Here is a 14,124-nt window from a genome sequence, read left to right as displayed (position 1 = left end):
TCTGGGCGACTTGACCCGGCAAAAGGGGGCGGTTACCGCTCCCTTTGTCATTTTGTCGATCCTCAGGAGAGCGCCATGCAAGTGCAAGACCCCGCCGAACAGATCGCGCTGATCGCCTTGGCCGAAGAACTGGCCGAGAGCGCGCGCAAGATCAGCTTGCAGCACTTTCGCCCCCAAGGCGGGATCGGCGCGGCCAACAAACTCGCCAGCGGCTTTGATCCGGTGACCGAGGCCGACCGTGCCGGTGAGGTCGCGATGCGCGCGATCTTGCAGGAACGCCGCCCGCAAGACGGCATTTACGGCGAGGAACACGGGGTCAAGCGCGGCACCAGCGGGCTGACTTGGGTGCTTGATCCGATTGACGGCACGCGCGGCTATATGTCGGGCACACCGACTTGGGGCGTGCTGATCGCGCTGTGTGAAGAAGAGGCCGACGGTCCCGGCGCGCCGCTGATGGGCGTGATCGACCAGCCCTATATCGGTGAACGCTTTATCGGCGGCTTCGGGCGCTCGGATATGACCGGCCCGCGCGGCGCGGCGGATTTGCGCGTGCGCGCGCCCCGTGCGCTGTCCGAGGCCACGCTGTTCACCACCTTCCCCGAGGTCGGCACACCCGCTGAGGGCGCGGCCTTTGCCCGCGTCGCAGCGCAGGTGCAACTGACGCGCTACGGGATGGATTGCTACGCCTATGCGCTACTGGCTGCGGGCCAGATCGACCTCGTGATCGAGGCGGGCCTGTTTCCCTATGACGTCGCCGCCCCGATTGCCGTGATTGAGGCCGCAGGCGGGATCGTGACGAATTGGCAGGGCGGCCCGGCCCATCGTGGCGGGCAGGTGCTGGCGGCCGCCAATGCCGAGCTTCACGCCGCAGCCCTTGCCATTCTGGCGGGCTAAAACGCCCTCAAACCATCCTCGGTGACGATGAAATCCAGCGGTTGATCGGTCGGCTCGGTGGGCACTTCGTTCACCTCTTGCGCGCCATAGGCAAACCCGATCGCAACCACCGGACCAGCGGCGCGCAACGCCTGCAAGGTCCGGTCGTAAAACCCGCCGCCATAGCCCAGCCGAAAGCCGCGCGCATCAAAGGCCAGCAGCGGCACGATCAGGATTTGCGGGGTGATCTCGGTTTTGTCCTGCGGGATCGGGGCGCCAAACGCGCCCGGCTCCATCGCAGCCCCCGGATGCCAGCGCCGAAACGCCAGCGCCTGACCCGGACCCACCACCACCGGCAGACACAGCGGGCCGTGATGGGCTGACATCGCGGGGCGGGGGTCTGGTTCGGTACGGATCGGCCAATACCCGGACAAGGGCTGATCTGGATAGGCCGCCAACGCCTGCGTCAAGGCGGCACTCACCGCCCCCTCATCGCGCGCATGGGCCAGCTTGCGCGCCGCAAAAGCGGCCTGACGCGCCCCCTCTTTCATAGCAACATCACCGAGGCCAGACCGAGGAAGGCAAAAAACCCCACCACATCGGTCATCGTGGTCACAAACGTCCCCGAAGCCAGCGCCGGGTCCGCCCCCAGCTTCTCCAGCGCGAGAGGAATCAAAATGCCCGACAGCGCCGCCACGACAAGGTTAATCACCATCGCCAGCGCGATCACGATGCCCAGATGCGGCCCCGAGAACCAGAACGAGGCCACAACCCCCATCACCACCGCGAACGCCAAACCGTTCAGTAGCCCCACGATCGCCTCACGCCGCACAACCCGCCAGACGTTGCTTTCGGTCAGACTTTTGGTGGCCATCGCGCGCACCGCCACGGTCAGCGTCTGCGTGCCCGCATTGCCCCCCATCGAGGCCACAATCGGCATCAACACCGCCAGCGCCACCAGCTTTTGAATCGTGCCCTCAAAGATCGAAATCACCCCCGAGGCCAGGATCGCCGTCAGCAGGTTCACCATCAGCCACGGCAGGCGCTGGCGCACCGTTTCCAGCACGGTATCCGAGATCGAGGAATCATCGCCAACACCAGCCAGACGCAGGATGTCTTCCTCGTGTTCCTCGTCCAGCACGGCCATTGCGTCGTCAATCGTGATCACGCCGACGAGACGCTCGTCATCATCCACCACAGCGGCGGAAATCAGGTGATACTGGTTGAACGCATAGGCCACATCGCCCTCGTCCTGATAGACCGAGATCGTGCGGAACTCCGGTTCCGTAATCTCGCTGAGCTTCAAGGCTCGCGACGCTGACAGAATCCGCCCCAGCGTGACATTGCCCTGCGGGTGATGCGCTGGATCGACCAGAATGACGTGGTAGAACTGATCGGGCAGCCACTCGGCTTTGCGCAGGAAATCAATGGTTTGCCCAACGCTCCAATGGGCAGGCGCGGTCACCACCTCGCGCTGCATCAAGCGGCCCGCCGAGTGTTCGGGATAGGACAGCGATTTCTCGACCGCCATCCGGTCGGGCTCATCCAGCGCACCCAGAATCTGCGCTTGCTGTGGCTCTTCGAGGTCTTCGATCAGGTCGACGACGTCATCGGAATCCAGCTCGCGCACAGCATCGGCCAGCACTTCGGGCGGCAGGCTTGCGATCACCTCTTCGCGGATCGATTCGTCAATCTCGGTCAGGATATCGCCGTCGATCTCGCGGCCCCAAAGGCGCAAGATCGCGCGGCGCTCATGGCCGGAGACCTGTTCAAGAAGGTCAGCGATATCGGCCGCGTGCAGCGGCTCCATCAGCGCGGCAAGGCGGGTCGCATCGTTGTCTTCAGTGGCTTGCAGGATCGCGTCGACCACCTCGCCATCAAGGCGATAGTCTTCTTCCTCGCGCTCTTGCTCTTCCAGCTCGGCTTCGGCCATAAAACCCCCGATATTGCGCCCGAATTCGAGGACGGGCCTGCTTGCGCGCAAAACATAGCGGGTTTCTGCGCAATGCACAGGGGGCGCGCGCGAAAAACCATGCCCTCACGGCAGAGATTTACCTTGGCGCGCGCGGCTTCTAGCATGGGGCCAACTTAAGCGAGGATCAAAATGGCAGAGCTGCATCTGGGTCAAGTGATGGTCTATCAAGGCGATCCGCTCGTTGAGGGGCCAGAGGTGGTCTCGGTGTTGCGTCACGGCGCGCTGCTGATTGCCGACGGCAAGATCAGCGTCATAGGCGAGGCCTCCGATCTGCGCGCCGCTCATCCGCAGGCGCAGATCACCGATCACGGCGATCATCTGCTCTCGCCCGGCTTCATCGACGCCCATGTCCACTATCCCCAAACCGCCATTATCGCGAGTTGGGGCAAGCGGCTGATCGACTGGCTCAACACCTACACATTTCCTGAAGAGATGCGCTTTGGTGATCCCGATTACGCGACCGAGGTGGCAGGGCGTTATCTGGATCTGGCGCTCTCCAACGGCACCACGAGCGCCTGTTCCTATTGCACCATCCACCCCGCAAGTGTGGACGCGATATTTGAGGCGGCTCAGGCGCGCGGAATGCGGATGCTGGCGGGCAAGACCTGCATGGATCGCAACGCCCCCGAGGGGCTGCGCGACACTGCAAAAACCGCCTATGATCAAAGTGCCGCGCTGCTGGCGCGCTGGCATGGCGTGGACCGGCTGGGCTACGTCATCACGCCGCGCTTTTCGCCCACCTCCTCGCCCGAACAGCTTAGCGCACTGGGCGCGCTTTGGGCCGAGCATCCCGATTGCCTGATGCAAACCCACCTGTCCGAGCAGGTCGATGAAATCGAATGGGTGAAGTCGCTTTACCCCAAGGCGCGCGATTATCTGGATACCTACGAATCCCACGGGCTGCTGGGCGAAAACGCGCTTTACGGCCACGCGATCCACCTCACCCCACGCGAATCCGCCCGCATCGCCGAGACCGGCGCGGCGCTGATCCATTGCCCGACTTCGAACAGCTTCATCGGCTCGGGGCTGTTTGACTGGCCCGCGCGGCTGGCTGAGGGCCAACGCATCGGGCTGGCCACCGATACCGGGGGCGGGTCGAATTTCTCGATGCTGCGCACCATGGCCGCCGCCTATGAGGTCGGCCAACTCACGCATCAGCCGCTCCATCCCGCGCAGCTCTGGTGGCTGGCGACGCAAGGCTCGGCACGCGCGTTGCGCATCGGTGATAAGGTCGGCGCGCTGGCCGTGGGGATGGAGGCCGATTTCATCGCCGTGAACCTCGCCTCAACCCCGGTGATCGCGCAACGCGCCAGCCGCGCCAATGACATCTGGGAGGCCGTATTCCCAACCATCATGATGGGCGATGACCGCGCAATCGCGGGCGTCTGGATCGCTGGCCGGAAAGTGGGCAGTTAAGCGCACCGCCAAAACGCAAAAGACGCCCCGCAGGGCGTCTTTCCAAACTCACGCGCAACAGGCGTTAAAGCTGTTCGGCCACATCTTCGGGAACGTCGAAATTGGCCGTGACGCTTTGCACATCATCATCGTCTTCAAGCGTGTCGATCAAACGCATCAGCTTTTGCGCGGTCTCCAGATCAACCTCGGTGCGGTTCTGCGGCTTCCAGATCAGCTTGGCCTCAGTGGCCTCGCCCAGATCGGATTCCAGCGCGTCCGACACTTCCGACAGGCTTTCCATCGGGCAATAGATCCAATGGCCCTCATCATCGCTTTCGACATCCTCGGCCCCAGCCTCAATCGCGGCCATCATCACGGTGTCCGCATCGCCCGCCTCGGCGCTGTAGGTGATCTCGCCGACATGATCGAACATGAAGCTCACCGAGCCGGTGGTGCCCAGATTGCCGCCGCATTTCGTGAAGGTCGAGCGCACATTGGACGCAGTGCGGTTCAGGTTATCCGTCAGCGCCTCGACGATGATCGCGATGCCGTTGGGGCCATAACCCTCATAGCGGATCTCGGTGTAATCATCGCCATCACCGGCTTGCGATTTCTTGATCGCGCGGTCGATCACGTCCTTGGGCATCGACTGCGATTTCGCCGCCTTCACCGCCAGACGCAGGCGCGGGTTTTTCTCGGGGTCGGGGTCACCCATCTTGGCGGCAACGGTGATTTCCTTTGCCAGCTTGGAAAACATCTTGGAACGTGCCGCATCCTGCTTGCCCTTACGGTGCTGGATATTGGCCCATTTTGAATGGCCTGCCATGGGAGTCTCCGTCTCAATGTCGCGAATTTCGCCCGATATAAAGCGGATCGGGGCGCGGGGGCAAGGCCCCGAGGGTTAAGGGGCGTGTCAGCAGCGCGCTGCCCCGTTCGCGCGTGCGTCCCTCAAAGCGGCCAGATCAGCGGGATCAGGAAACACGCGGTCAGCCCGGTCACAATATCCATCGGGATCCCGAGCCGCAGGAAATCGGTGAATTTGTAGCCGCCCGGCCCGTACACCATCATATGGGTTTGATAGCCAATCGGCGTGGCAAAGGCGACGGAAGCCGAGAACATCACCGCCACCGCAAAGGGGCGCGGATCCAGTCCCAGCGCCAGTGCCAGCGACATCGCAATCGGCGTGTAAATCACCGCCACGGCATTGTTGGACAGCAATTCCGTCATGAACAGCCCAAGGAAATACACCACGATCAGCGCCATTTGCGGAGGCAGGGTTTTCAGCCAAGGCGCAACCGCGTCCACGATCAGCTTGACCGCGCCCGCATGTTCCAGCCCCACACCCACCACCAACATCGCGAAAATCAGCGCCAGCAAGCGCCCCTCGATAAAGGTAAACGCCTCGTCGGTATCAATGCATCGCGACACCAGAATGCCCGCCACTGCCACCATCGCCAGCGCCAAAATCGGCGCCACGCCAATCGCGGACAAAATCACCACCGCCGCCAGCGCACCCGCCGCGATCGGCAGATGGCTGCGCCGATAGGCCCGCGCGGTGGGTTTTGACACATCGACCAGATCCATATCCGCGGCCAGACGCGCGATATCCTCGGGGGCACCCTCCAGCAGCAGCGTATCGCCCACCACCACGACCAGATCATCCAACTGCCGCCCGATATTCTGGTTGCGCCGATGCGCGGCCAGCACATACACGCCATAGCGCCGACGCAGCCGCATATCGCCCAGCCGCTGCCCGATCATCCGGCAACCGGGCGAAATCAGCACCTCAACCGTCTCGGTCTGCACCGAGCTCAGCTTGTCCACCATGCGCAGATCGCGGTTTTTCTGCATCCCCAGCAGCTCTTCCATTTCCGACCGCAGAACCACCCGGTCGCCCGCCGCCAGATCGACCGAGTCCAGATCACGGCGCAAAGAGATATCCCCGCGCAGCACGTCGATCACCCGCACGCCCTCGCGCGAAAAACTGTCAGCCTCCATCACCTTTTGCCCGATCAACCCGCTTTCCTCGGGGATTGCGACCTCGGTGAAATATTTCATCTTCGGGCGATCCCCGAGCAGATAAGAGAGCGACTGGCGTTCCGGGATCAGGCGGCGCGCAAACAGCGCGATAAAGACCGAGCCGACGAGACAGACCGCAAGTCCCACCGGTGCGATCTCGAAAATCGAGAATGGTTCCAGCCCGCGCGCACGCACCACGCCATCCACCAGAATGTTGGTCGAGGTGCCAATCAGCGTGATCATCCCGCCCATCACGGTGAAATAACTTAGCGGCATCAAAAACCGCGAGGGCGAAATCCGCAGCTTGCGCGCGACCTGAATAAACACCGGAATCATCACCGCCACGACGGGCGTGTTATTCATCACCCCGCTGGCCAACATTGTGACGAGAAACATCAGCGCCACGGTCATTTTCGGGCGCTCGTCGATGCGCGCCTCGGCATAGCGCGTCATCGCATCCAGCGCGCCCGTGCGCACCAACGCCCCCATGATGAGAAACATGAAGGCAATCGTCCACGGCGCGGGGTTGGACAAAACCGCAGCGGCATTTTCATAAGGCGCGAGGTTGAACACCAGCATCAGCGCAGCGCCTGCAATCGCGGTGACCTCGGGGGGCCAACGCTCGCGCAGGAACATCGCAAACATCCAGATCACGATCAGCAGCGCGAAAATCGCGGTGCCGGTTTCGGACAGGGGCAGGTTGATCATAAATTTGTCTCGCGCAGACGCATCAGGGCGATACTAACGGCGCGCAGGATAGCCGCAAGCGCGCCGTTGCACCGCGCGCCGTGTTTCGCGCAAAACCGCCTTGGATTTGGGCGTTTGCACCTCAGACCGGCGCGGCCTGCGCCAGCTTGCCGCCAACGCGCACAGGCTCGGCACGCGTCGCGCGGCCCGTGCGATCATCGGTCTCGACATAGAACCCGCATAGGGTCGCCTCGCCGCGTGCCGGGCTAAAGCGCTCTTTGGCCATGCCGGTCACGAAACGGCGCATCGGCTCGGCCTTGGACATGCCAATGACGGAATCATAATCGCCACACATCCCCGCATCGCTCAGATAGGCCGTGCCCTTATCCAAAATCTGCGCATCGGCCGTTGGGATATGGGTATGCGTGCCCACGACAACGCTTGCGCGCCCGTTGCACCAATGGCCCATCGCCACCTTCTCGCTTGTGGCTTCGCAATGCACATCGACCAGCGCGGCCTGCACCGCGCCGCCAAGCGGATAGCGGTTCAACGCCGCCTCGATATTGGAAAACGGATCGTCAAAGGCGCGCTTCATGAACACATTGCCCAGCACCTGCGCCACCAGGACCTTGCGCCCGCGCGCATCGGAAAACACCCGCGCCCCGCGCCCCGGCGCATCCTTGGCATAATTCAGCGGGCGGATAATGCGCGGTTCGCTATCGATAAACCGGAGCATGTCCTTTTGATCAAACGCATGATCGCCCAGCGTGACCACATCGGCCCCCGCCTCCAGCAACAGCTTGGCATGTTCGCCCGTCAGCCCCATCCCGCCCGAGGCGTTCTCGCCATTGACCACGACAAAATCGAGCCGCCACTCTGCGCGCAGCTTCGGGAGCTTTTCGGTGATCGCAGCCCGCCCCGCGCGCCCCATCACATCGCCTAAAAATAACAGTTTCATAAAACGCAGCAATAGGGCGCACGCGGCGCAAGGGCAATGGGGGGCGCGCAGATCGGGTTACAAAAGCACGGCCTTGGCGGCTTTGCGCACGGCTGCGCTCAGCGGACCAAGCGGCGTCTTGAGGCGGCGCAGGCTTTGCCAATGCAGCGGCACATCCAGCGGCGCAGGCCCCAAAGCGACCAGCGCGCCGCTTGCCAGATGGGCGCGCACCAGCGGCTCGGGGTTCATCCCCCAGCCAAGCCCGTGCAGCGCCGCGTCGACAAACCCCTCGCTTGAGCCGATCCGATGCGCGCGCAAACTGACAGGACGCCCGCAAATCATCGCCGCCCAATCTTCCTGCAAGCGATCCTTGGCATTGAATTGCAACGCCGGAGCCGCTTGCAACGCCGCACAATTCACCCCATTGGCGAAATGACGCGCGATAAACGCGGGCGAGGCCGTCGCGATATAGCGCATCCGCCCCAGCGCCACCGTGTCACAGCCCATGACCGGCCCCGGATCGGCGGTGATCGCGCCCACCACCTCGCCGCGCGCCAACCAGTGATGCGCGTGATCCTGATCGTCGATCACCAGATCAAACAGCACGCCGTCTAGCGCACTCAGCGCGGGCAGCACCCAAGTTGCAAGGCTGTCCGCACTCACCGCGATGCGCAAAACCGGCGGCATGTCAGCGGGCGCAAGCTGCGCCTCAAGCAGCGCCACCTCGCGTTGATGCGTGATCAGCCGCGCCCCGTCCTCGGTCGCGCGGCAGGGCTGGGCGCGGATCACCAGCACCGCGCCCATGCGTTCCTCCAGCGCTTTGATGCGCTGCGAGATCGCGGGCGGCGTGACGCCGAGGCGCGCGGCGGCCGCGTCAAACGATCCGGTGTCGATCACGGCGGCAAGCGCCTCAAGGGTTGCATAGTCAAACATAAGCAAAACTTATTTCGGCTTAGGTAAATTAACTGGAACTTATCCGAACGGCGCGCCAGAAGGAACCCGGATCGAGAGAGGGCGGGTAATGGCATTCTGGGCAGGGCTGAAATTGGGGCTGGGGCTGATCGTGGCGATTGGCGCGCAAAATGCCTTTGTGCTGCGCCAAGGTTTGCGGCGCGAACATGTCTTTGCCGTCGCTCTGTTCTGCGCGCTGTCCGATGCGCTGCTGATCGCGCTGGGCGTGTCGGGATTTGCCGCAGCCAGCACCGCGCTGCCTTGGCTGCCCGAGATCCTGCGTTGGGGCGGCGTGGCGTTCCTGACATGGTATGCGATCCGCGCGCTGATCGCGGCAATCCGGGGCGGTGAACATCTTGAGGCCGGGCAGGGCAAGGCCCCCAGCCTGCGCGCGGTGCTGGTGACAGTGGCGGCGTTCACTTGGGCCAATCCGCATGTCTGGCTCGATACGGTGGTGCTGCTGGGCGCGGTGTCGGCGCAATTCGCGGAGCATCTGGTTGCGTTCGCGTCCGGCGCAATCACCGCCTCATTTTTGTTTTTCTTCTCCTTGGCTTACGGCGCAAGACTGCTTGCGCCGCTGTTTGCCAAACCCGCCGCCTGGCGCGTCTTGGATCTGCTGATTGCGCTGGTGATGGGCTCCATCGCGTGGCGGCTCGCGATGAGCGGGCTGTAACGGATACAAAGCTGCCCCTTGCGAAACCGCGCGTTTCAGAGTCCAAAAGGGGCATGATCGCAAACCCCGAAGCCAACCGCCCGATGATCGGCATCCTCTGGATGCTCGCAGCAACGCTGTGTTTCGTGTTCGTCAATATCATCGTGCATTGGCTGGGGGCTTCGGTGCCCGTTGCGCAATCGGCCTTTGTGCGCTTTGCTTGGGGGCTTATCTTTTTCGCCCCCGCTTTAGCGAGGATTTTGCGGCGCAGTTACACGCGCGAGGTCTGGGTGCTGTTTGGTTTGCGCGGCGTGCTGCACGCGGTCGCGGTGGTGCTGTGGTTTTACGCGATGACGCATATCGCGATCGCCGATGTCACCGCGATCAACTACCTTAACCCGATTGTGGTAACGGTGGGCGGCGCGTTGCTGCTGGGCGAGGGGCTGGCGTGGCGACGCATCAGCGCGATTATCGTGGCGCTGATTGGCGCGCTGATCATCCTGCGCCCCGGTATCCGCACGATCGAGCCCGGTCACATCGCCCAGCTTGGCGCGGCGCTGTTCTTCGGCGCGGCCTATCTGTCGGCCAAGCGGCTGACCGATTTCGTGCCCGCCAGCACCGTGGTGGCAATGATGACGCTGGTGGTGACGGTTGCGCTTGCGCCTCTGGCGTTGTGGGAATGGCAGCCCATTTCACTGTCCGTTGTTCTTTGGCTCGGCGCGGTGGCGGTGTTCGCGACCGCTGGCCATTACGCGATGACGCGCGCTTTTGCGGCCGCCCCGGTCAGCGTGACGCAGCCGGTCATTTTCTTGCAGCTGGTCTGGGCGGCGCTTGCTGGATGGACGATTTTCGGAGAAGTTCCTGATCCTTACGTCATTTTAGGCGGCGGGATCATCATCGCCTCTGTCAGCTATATGACGTGGCGCGAATCTCAGATCAAACGCCGTCCCGTCACTCCGCCCGCGCCTGCGACCAAACTTTAGGCGCGCGCTTGATTTTGCGGTCGGATGCCTCCGGCGGGAGTATTTGTCGCTAGATGAAAATAGCTTTCTCTTGAATTTCATCTAGCCAAAAATACTCACTCCGACGTCGGCCTCAGGCGCTGCCCTTGGGGTCAATGAGCGCGGCGATGACGCTTTCGCGGGTGACCACGCGGCCATCGCTGAGCGCGACGGCAGGCTCATCGCGCAGCCGTTCCATCACCTCTTTCACCGGCGTATCAAGGCCGACGCGCGCCCCCGAGGTCGGGGGAGCTTCGCCATTTGATACTTGCGCCAGATCGGCGGCGCGCAGCACGCCAAGCGGGTTCATATGGGCGACGAAATCGGCCACATAATCGTTTGCCGGGTTGGCGATGATGTCGCGCGCAGTTCCCGCTTGCACGATCCGCCCGCCCTCCATCAGCGCGATGCGGTTGCCGATTTTAAAGGCCTCGTCGAGGTCATGGCTGACGAAGATAATCGTGCGTTTGAGTTTGGATTGCAGATCGAGCAGCTCGTCTTGCAGGCGGGCGCGGATCAGCGGATCAAGCGCCGAGAAGGGTTCATCCATCAGCAAGATCGGGGCGTCGGTGGCGAAGGCGCGCGCGAGGCCGACGCGTTGCTGCATACCGCCTGACAGCTCGGCCACTTCGCGGTCTGCCCATTGCGACAGGCCCACCATTTCAAGCTGTTCGTCCACGCGGGCGCGGCGTTCGGGTTTTGGCATGCCGCCAAGTTCAAGGCCCAGCCCGACATTTTCACGGACGCTGCGCCACGGCAGCAGGCCGAATTGCTGAAACACCATCGCGACGCGGTGCAGGCGGATGGAGCGTAGCGTGGCGGCGTCGGCATGGGTGACATCAATCAGTCCGTTGCCGTCATGCACATGCACCGCGCCGCGACACACCGGGTTCAGCCCGTTCACCGCGCGCAGCAGCGTGGATTTACCCGAGCCCGACAGGCCCATGAGCACCAGAATCTCGCCCTCGGCCACATCCAGCGAGCAGTCATGCACGCCCAGAATTTGGCCGGTGCGGTCCTGAATATCGGGGCGCGAGAGGTTTTCGTCCATCAGCGGCAGCGCGCTGGCGGGATCATCGCCAAACACGATCGAGACATTTTCGAACCGAACGGCGGGTTGTTTGGGGGTGGGGGCGCTCATTTCTTGCCCTCCCGACGCAGCATCCGGTCAAGGATGATCGCGAGCACCACGATCACGAAGCCTGATTCAAATCCCAAGCGGGTGTTGACGGTGTTGAGCGCGCGCACCACTGGCACGCCCAGCCCGTCTGCGCCCACAAGCGCTGCAATCACCACCATCGAGAGCGACAGCATGATCGTCTGGTTCAGACCGGCCATGATTTGCGGTGTGGCATAGGGTAGCTCGACCTTCCACAGCAACTGGCGTTTGGTGGCGCCAAAGGCTTGGGCGGCCTCGATCAATGTGTCGGGGGTGGAGGACACACCCAGATGCGTCAGCCGGATTGGCGCGGGCAGCACGAAGATCACGGTGGCGATCAGGCCGGGCACCATGCCGATGCCGAAAAACACGATTGCGGGGATCAGGTAGACGAAACCGGGCAGGGTTTGCATCAGGTCCAGCACCGGCTGCATCACCTTGTAAAGGCGCGGGCGATGCGCGGTGGCGATGCCGATGGGCACGCCCAGCCCCATGCACACCACACAGGCCGACAGCACCAGCGTCAGGCTTTCGGTGGTTTCCTCCCAATAGCCTTGGTTGAGGATAAACGCGAAGCCCAAGCCCACCAGCAGCGTCAAAATCCAGCGCCGTTGCAGCCACCATGTCAGCGCCATGAACGCCGCGATAATCACAAGGGGCGGGGGCGTTTCAAAGACCCACAGGATCGCGTCGATAAGCCCTTGCATCGCCGCAGAGAGTGCGTCGAAAAACGGGCTGGCATGGGTTTGCAGCCAGTCGATCACCGCTTTGGCGGTTTGGCCCACGGGAATCTTGGTGTCGGTCAGCCAGGTCATTCCGGTCCTTTGTCCGTTGGTTTTTTCTTGCGCACGGTGATGGCGTCAAACGCGACCTGCGACAGGGCTTTGCTGGTTTTCGGGTCCAGCTTGGTCGAACGCAGAACAATGCCGGGATCGGGGGCGAATTCCTTGAGGAAAGACGAGTGCAGATCGCCCAGATCGACGCGCTCGACCACTTGCCAGACGGGGTAGGTGCAGGTGCCGATCTGAACCGAGCCGGGGCCGCGATAGGTGTAGGTGATGGTGCCTTGCCGCTCTGGCTTGCCGTCCACGAGCAGCGCGACGGGGCTGCTCCATCTGCCTTTTTGCGACAGCGTGTCCAGCGCGGTGGGATTATCGGTGTAGCGCAGGGTGAATTCGCGCCCGGCGGATTGACGTGTGGTTATGGCGAGCGGGTGGGCAAAGATTTCGCGTTGCGGAGCGCGGCCAAGGTCGGGATCATCGGCGCGATACCCGATGAGCTGGCCGTTTTCGTAGCGAAACGCCTCGCTCATGCGCGGGTTGGTGCGCGACAGGATGATGCCCTCGGCATGCAGGTCGGCGCTGGTCGGGCAGGGGGTGAGCGGCTCGGCGGCTTGGGCGGGCTGGGCGAGCGCGCATAGCATCGCAAGCGGGGTCAGGCGCGCGCAAATTTTGCTGCGCGCGCCCTTGTTTTTAGAAACGTGGATCACTTGCCAAGCGCCTGTTCGACCGCCGCGCGGGCATCGCCGCCGTCTTTGGTCGTCACGCCGGTAAGCCAGTTCTGCCAGACCTCGGGGTGGCCTGCGAGCCAGTCTTTGGCGGCCTGTCCGGGTTCTTCGCCATCATCCAGAATTTTGCCCATGATTTCGTTTTCCATCGGCAGGGTGAATTTCAGGTTGGTCACGAGTTTGCCGACATTGGGGCAGTCCTGCACAAAGCCTTTGCGCACGTTGGTCATCACCTCGGCACCGCCGTAATCGGGGCCGAACACATCGTCACCGCCCGCCAGATAGGTGATGTCGAAATTGGCGTTCATCGGGTGGGGTTCCCATGCGAGGAAGATGATCGGCTTGCCCGATTTATCAGCGCGCGCGACCTGCGCCAGCATGCCTTGCTCCGAACTTTCCTTGAGGTCGAAATCGCCAAGCCCGTAGTCGTTCTTGTCGATCATGCCAAGGATCAGCGTGTTGCCGTCATTGCCAGGCTCAATGCCGTAGATATTGCCATCAAGTTCGTCTTTGTGTTTCGCGATATCGGCGAAATCCTTGATGCCAAGCTTGGCTCCGGCGGGGTTTGTGGCCAGCGTGTACTTCGCGCCCGTCAGGTTGGTGCCCAGCGTCTCGACCGTGCCATCCTTGGTGTAGGGGTCGACGTTGGCGGCCATCGAGGGCATCCAGTTGCCCAGAAACACATCGACATCGCCCTTGGACAAAGCCTGATAGGTCACGGGAACGGACAGCACTTTGACATCGGTTTTATAGCCCAATGCGTGCAGGATCGTGGTCGCGGCGGCGGTGGTCGAGGTGATATCGGTCCAGCCGACATCGGAAAACGTCACGCTAGAGCAATCGGCGGCCTGCACCGGTGCGCTGGCGGTAAAGCCCAGCGTCAGCGCGGCCCCCAGTGCGATGAGGGTGGAACGGAATTTCATATTTTTCTCCCTGTCACTACGTCAAACCGCAAGGTTGCGGTTGTT

At 62.7% G+C, this 14,124-nt stretch carries 14 protein-coding genes; 4 read left to right on the top strand and 10 right to left on the bottom strand.

Features of this window, described 5'->3' with window-relative positions:
- Positions 1-75: 75 nt before the first annotated feature.
- A complete protein-coding gene (locus tag DT23_RS02145; RefSeq protein WP_038127609.1) occupies positions 76-894 on the top strand; it encodes an inositol monophosphatase family protein in 819 nt (272 codons plus the stop codon).
- Here the strand turns inward: DT23_RS02145 and DT23_RS02140 are convergent.
- Together DT23_RS02140 and mgtE are read right to left on the bottom strand one after the other, a co-directional pair.
- Positions 891-1,424, bottom strand: a complete 534-nt coding sequence (locus DT23_RS02140) for a 5-formyltetrahydrofolate cyclo-ligase (protein WP_038127607.1) — start codon at positions 1,422-1,424, stop codon at positions 891-893. The genes DT23_RS02145 and DT23_RS02140 overlap by 4 nt on opposite strands.
- The gene (gene mgtE, locus DT23_RS02135) at positions 1,421-2,806 is read right to left on the bottom strand and encodes a magnesium transporter (protein WP_038127605.1); all 1,386 of its coding nucleotides are present in this window, start codon (positions 2,804-2,806) and stop codon (positions 1,421-1,423) included. Before mgtE ends, DT23_RS02140 begins: the two co-directional genes overlap by 4 nt.
- A 171-nt stretch (positions 2,807-2,977) precedes the next feature.
- Between mgtE and guaD the strand changes: the two genes are divergently transcribed.
- Positions 2,978-4,264 (top strand): guanine deaminase, encoded by a 1,287-nt coding sequence (gene guaD / locus DT23_RS02130; RefSeq protein ID WP_038127603.1) that lies wholly within the window; start codon positions 2,978-2,980, stop codon positions 4,262-4,264.
- A gap of 64 nt (positions 4,265-4,328) precedes the next feature.
- On the opposite strand, the gene DT23_RS02125 is transcribed toward guaD, so the two are convergent.
- From DT23_RS02125 to DT23_RS02110, 4 genes are all read right to left on the bottom strand, one after another.
- Positions 4,329-5,069 carry a YebC/PmpR family DNA-binding transcriptional regulator gene (locus DT23_RS02125; protein ID WP_038127600.1) on the bottom strand — a complete coding sequence of 247 codons (741 nt, stop codon included), beginning with the start codon at positions 5,067-5,069 and terminating at the stop codon, positions 4,329-4,331.
- A 122-nt stretch (positions 5,070-5,191) separates the two neighbouring features.
- Positions 5,192-6,970 carry an SLC13 family permease gene (locus DT23_RS02120; protein WP_038127599.1) on the bottom strand — a complete coding sequence of 593 codons (1,779 nt, stop codon included), beginning with the start codon at positions 6,968-6,970 and terminating at the stop codon, positions 5,192-5,194.
- 121 nt (positions 6,971-7,091) lie between these two features.
- Entirely contained in the window at positions 7,092-7,907 is an 816-nt protein-coding gene (locus DT23_RS02115) for a TIGR00282 family metallophosphoesterase (RefSeq protein ID WP_038127597.1), read from the bottom strand.
- Between the two features lie 57 nt (positions 7,908-7,964).
- Positions 7,965-8,819 carry a LysR family transcriptional regulator ArgP gene (locus tag DT23_RS02110; protein WP_038127595.1) on the bottom strand — a complete coding sequence of 285 codons (855 nt, stop codon included), beginning with the start codon at positions 8,817-8,819 and terminating at the stop codon, positions 7,965-7,967.
- 88 nt (positions 8,820-8,907) lie between these two features.
- On the opposite strand from DT23_RS02110, the gene DT23_RS02105 reads away from it, so the two are divergent.
- Both DT23_RS02105 and DT23_RS02100 read left to right on the top strand, forming a co-directional pair.
- Complete coding sequence (locus DT23_RS02105) at positions 8,908-9,510, top strand: LysE/ArgO family amino acid transporter (protein ID WP_038127594.1); 603 nt, start codon at positions 8,908-8,910, stop codon at positions 9,508-9,510.
- A 53-nt stretch (positions 9,511-9,563) separates the two neighbouring features.
- Positions 9,564-10,472, top strand: a complete 909-nt coding sequence (locus tag DT23_RS02100) for a DMT family transporter (RefSeq protein WP_081846879.1) — start codon at positions 9,564-9,566, stop codon at positions 10,470-10,472.
- A 112-nt stretch (positions 10,473-10,584) separates the two neighbouring features.
- On the opposite strand, the gene choV is transcribed toward DT23_RS02100, so the two are convergent.
- From choV to choX, 4 genes are read right to left on the bottom strand one after another with little or no spacing between them, the layout of a single operon-like run.
- Positions 10,585-11,631, bottom strand: coding sequence for a choline ABC transporter ATP-binding protein (choV, locus tag DT23_RS02095; protein ID WP_038127593.1), 1,047 nt, complete (start codon positions 11,629-11,631; stop codon positions 10,585-10,587).
- Positions 11,628-12,464 carry a choline ABC transporter permease subunit gene (gene choW, locus DT23_RS02090; protein ID WP_038127592.1) on the bottom strand — a complete coding sequence of 279 codons (837 nt, stop codon included), beginning with the start codon at positions 12,462-12,464 and terminating at the stop codon, positions 11,628-11,630. Before choW ends, choV begins: the two co-directional genes overlap by 4 nt.
- On the bottom strand, positions 12,461-13,138 hold the full coding sequence (locus DT23_RS02085; RefSeq protein ID WP_038127591.1) for a hypothetical protein: 678 nt from the start codon (positions 13,136-13,138) through the stop codon (positions 12,461-12,463). Before DT23_RS02085 ends, choW begins: the two co-directional genes overlap by 4 nt.
- Positions 13,135-14,079 carry a choline ABC transporter substrate-binding protein gene (gene choX, locus DT23_RS02080; protein WP_038127590.1) on the bottom strand — a complete coding sequence of 315 codons (945 nt, stop codon included), beginning with the start codon at positions 14,077-14,079 and terminating at the stop codon, positions 13,135-13,137. Before choX ends, DT23_RS02085 begins: the two co-directional genes overlap by 4 nt.
- Positions 14,080-14,124: the final 45 nt, after the last annotated feature.

The organism is Thioclava indica, from assembly GCF_000714545.1.
Lineage (GTDB): Bacteria > Pseudomonadota > Alphaproteobacteria > Rhodobacterales > Rhodobacteraceae > Thioclava > Thioclava indica.
This window is presented reverse-complemented; position numbering and strand designations above follow the sequence as displayed.

Coding starts and splice junctions, on each gene's coding strand:
- DT23_RS02145 (WP_038127609.1), top strand. CDS start 76: ATGCAAGTGCAAGACCCCGCCGAACAGATCGCGCTGATCGCCTTGGCC.
- DT23_RS02140 (WP_038127607.1), bottom strand. CDS start 1,424: ATGAAAGAGGGGGCGCGTCAGGCCGCTTTTGCGGCGCGCAAGCTGGCC.
- mgtE (WP_038127605.1), bottom strand. CDS start 2,806: ATGGCCGAAGCCGAGCTGGAAGAGCAAGAGCGCGAGGAAGAAGACTAT.
- guaD (WP_038127603.1), top strand. CDS start 2,978: ATGGCAGAGCTGCATCTGGGTCAAGTGATGGTCTATCAAGGCGATCCG.
- DT23_RS02125 (WP_038127600.1), bottom strand. CDS start 5,069: ATGGCAGGCCATTCAAAATGGGCCAATATCCAGCACCGTAAGGGCAAG.
- DT23_RS02120 (WP_038127599.1), bottom strand. CDS start 6,970: ATGATCAACCTGCCCCTGTCCGAAACCGGCACCGCGATTTTCGCGCTG.
- DT23_RS02115 (WP_038127597.1), bottom strand. CDS start 7,907: ATGAAACTGTTATTTTTAGGCGATGTGATGGGGCGCGCGGGGCGGGCT.
- DT23_RS02110 (WP_038127595.1), bottom strand. CDS start 8,819: ATGTTTGACTATGCAACCCTTGAGGCGCTTGCCGCCGTGATCGACACC.
- DT23_RS02105 (WP_038127594.1), top strand. CDS start 8,908: ATGGCATTCTGGGCAGGGCTGAAATTGGGGCTGGGGCTGATCGTGGCG.
- DT23_RS02100 (WP_081846879.1), top strand. CDS start 9,564: ATGATCGCAAACCCCGAAGCCAACCGCCCGATGATCGGCATCCTCTGG.
- choV (WP_038127593.1), bottom strand. CDS start 11,631: ATGAGCGCCCCCACCCCCAAACAACCCGCCGTTCGGTTCGAAAATGTC.
- choW (WP_038127592.1), bottom strand. CDS start 12,464: ATGACCTGGCTGACCGACACCAAGATTCCCGTGGGCCAAACCGCCAAA.
- choX (WP_038127590.1), bottom strand. CDS start 14,079: ATGAAATTCCGTTCCACCCTCATCGCACTGGGGGCCGCGCTGACGCTG.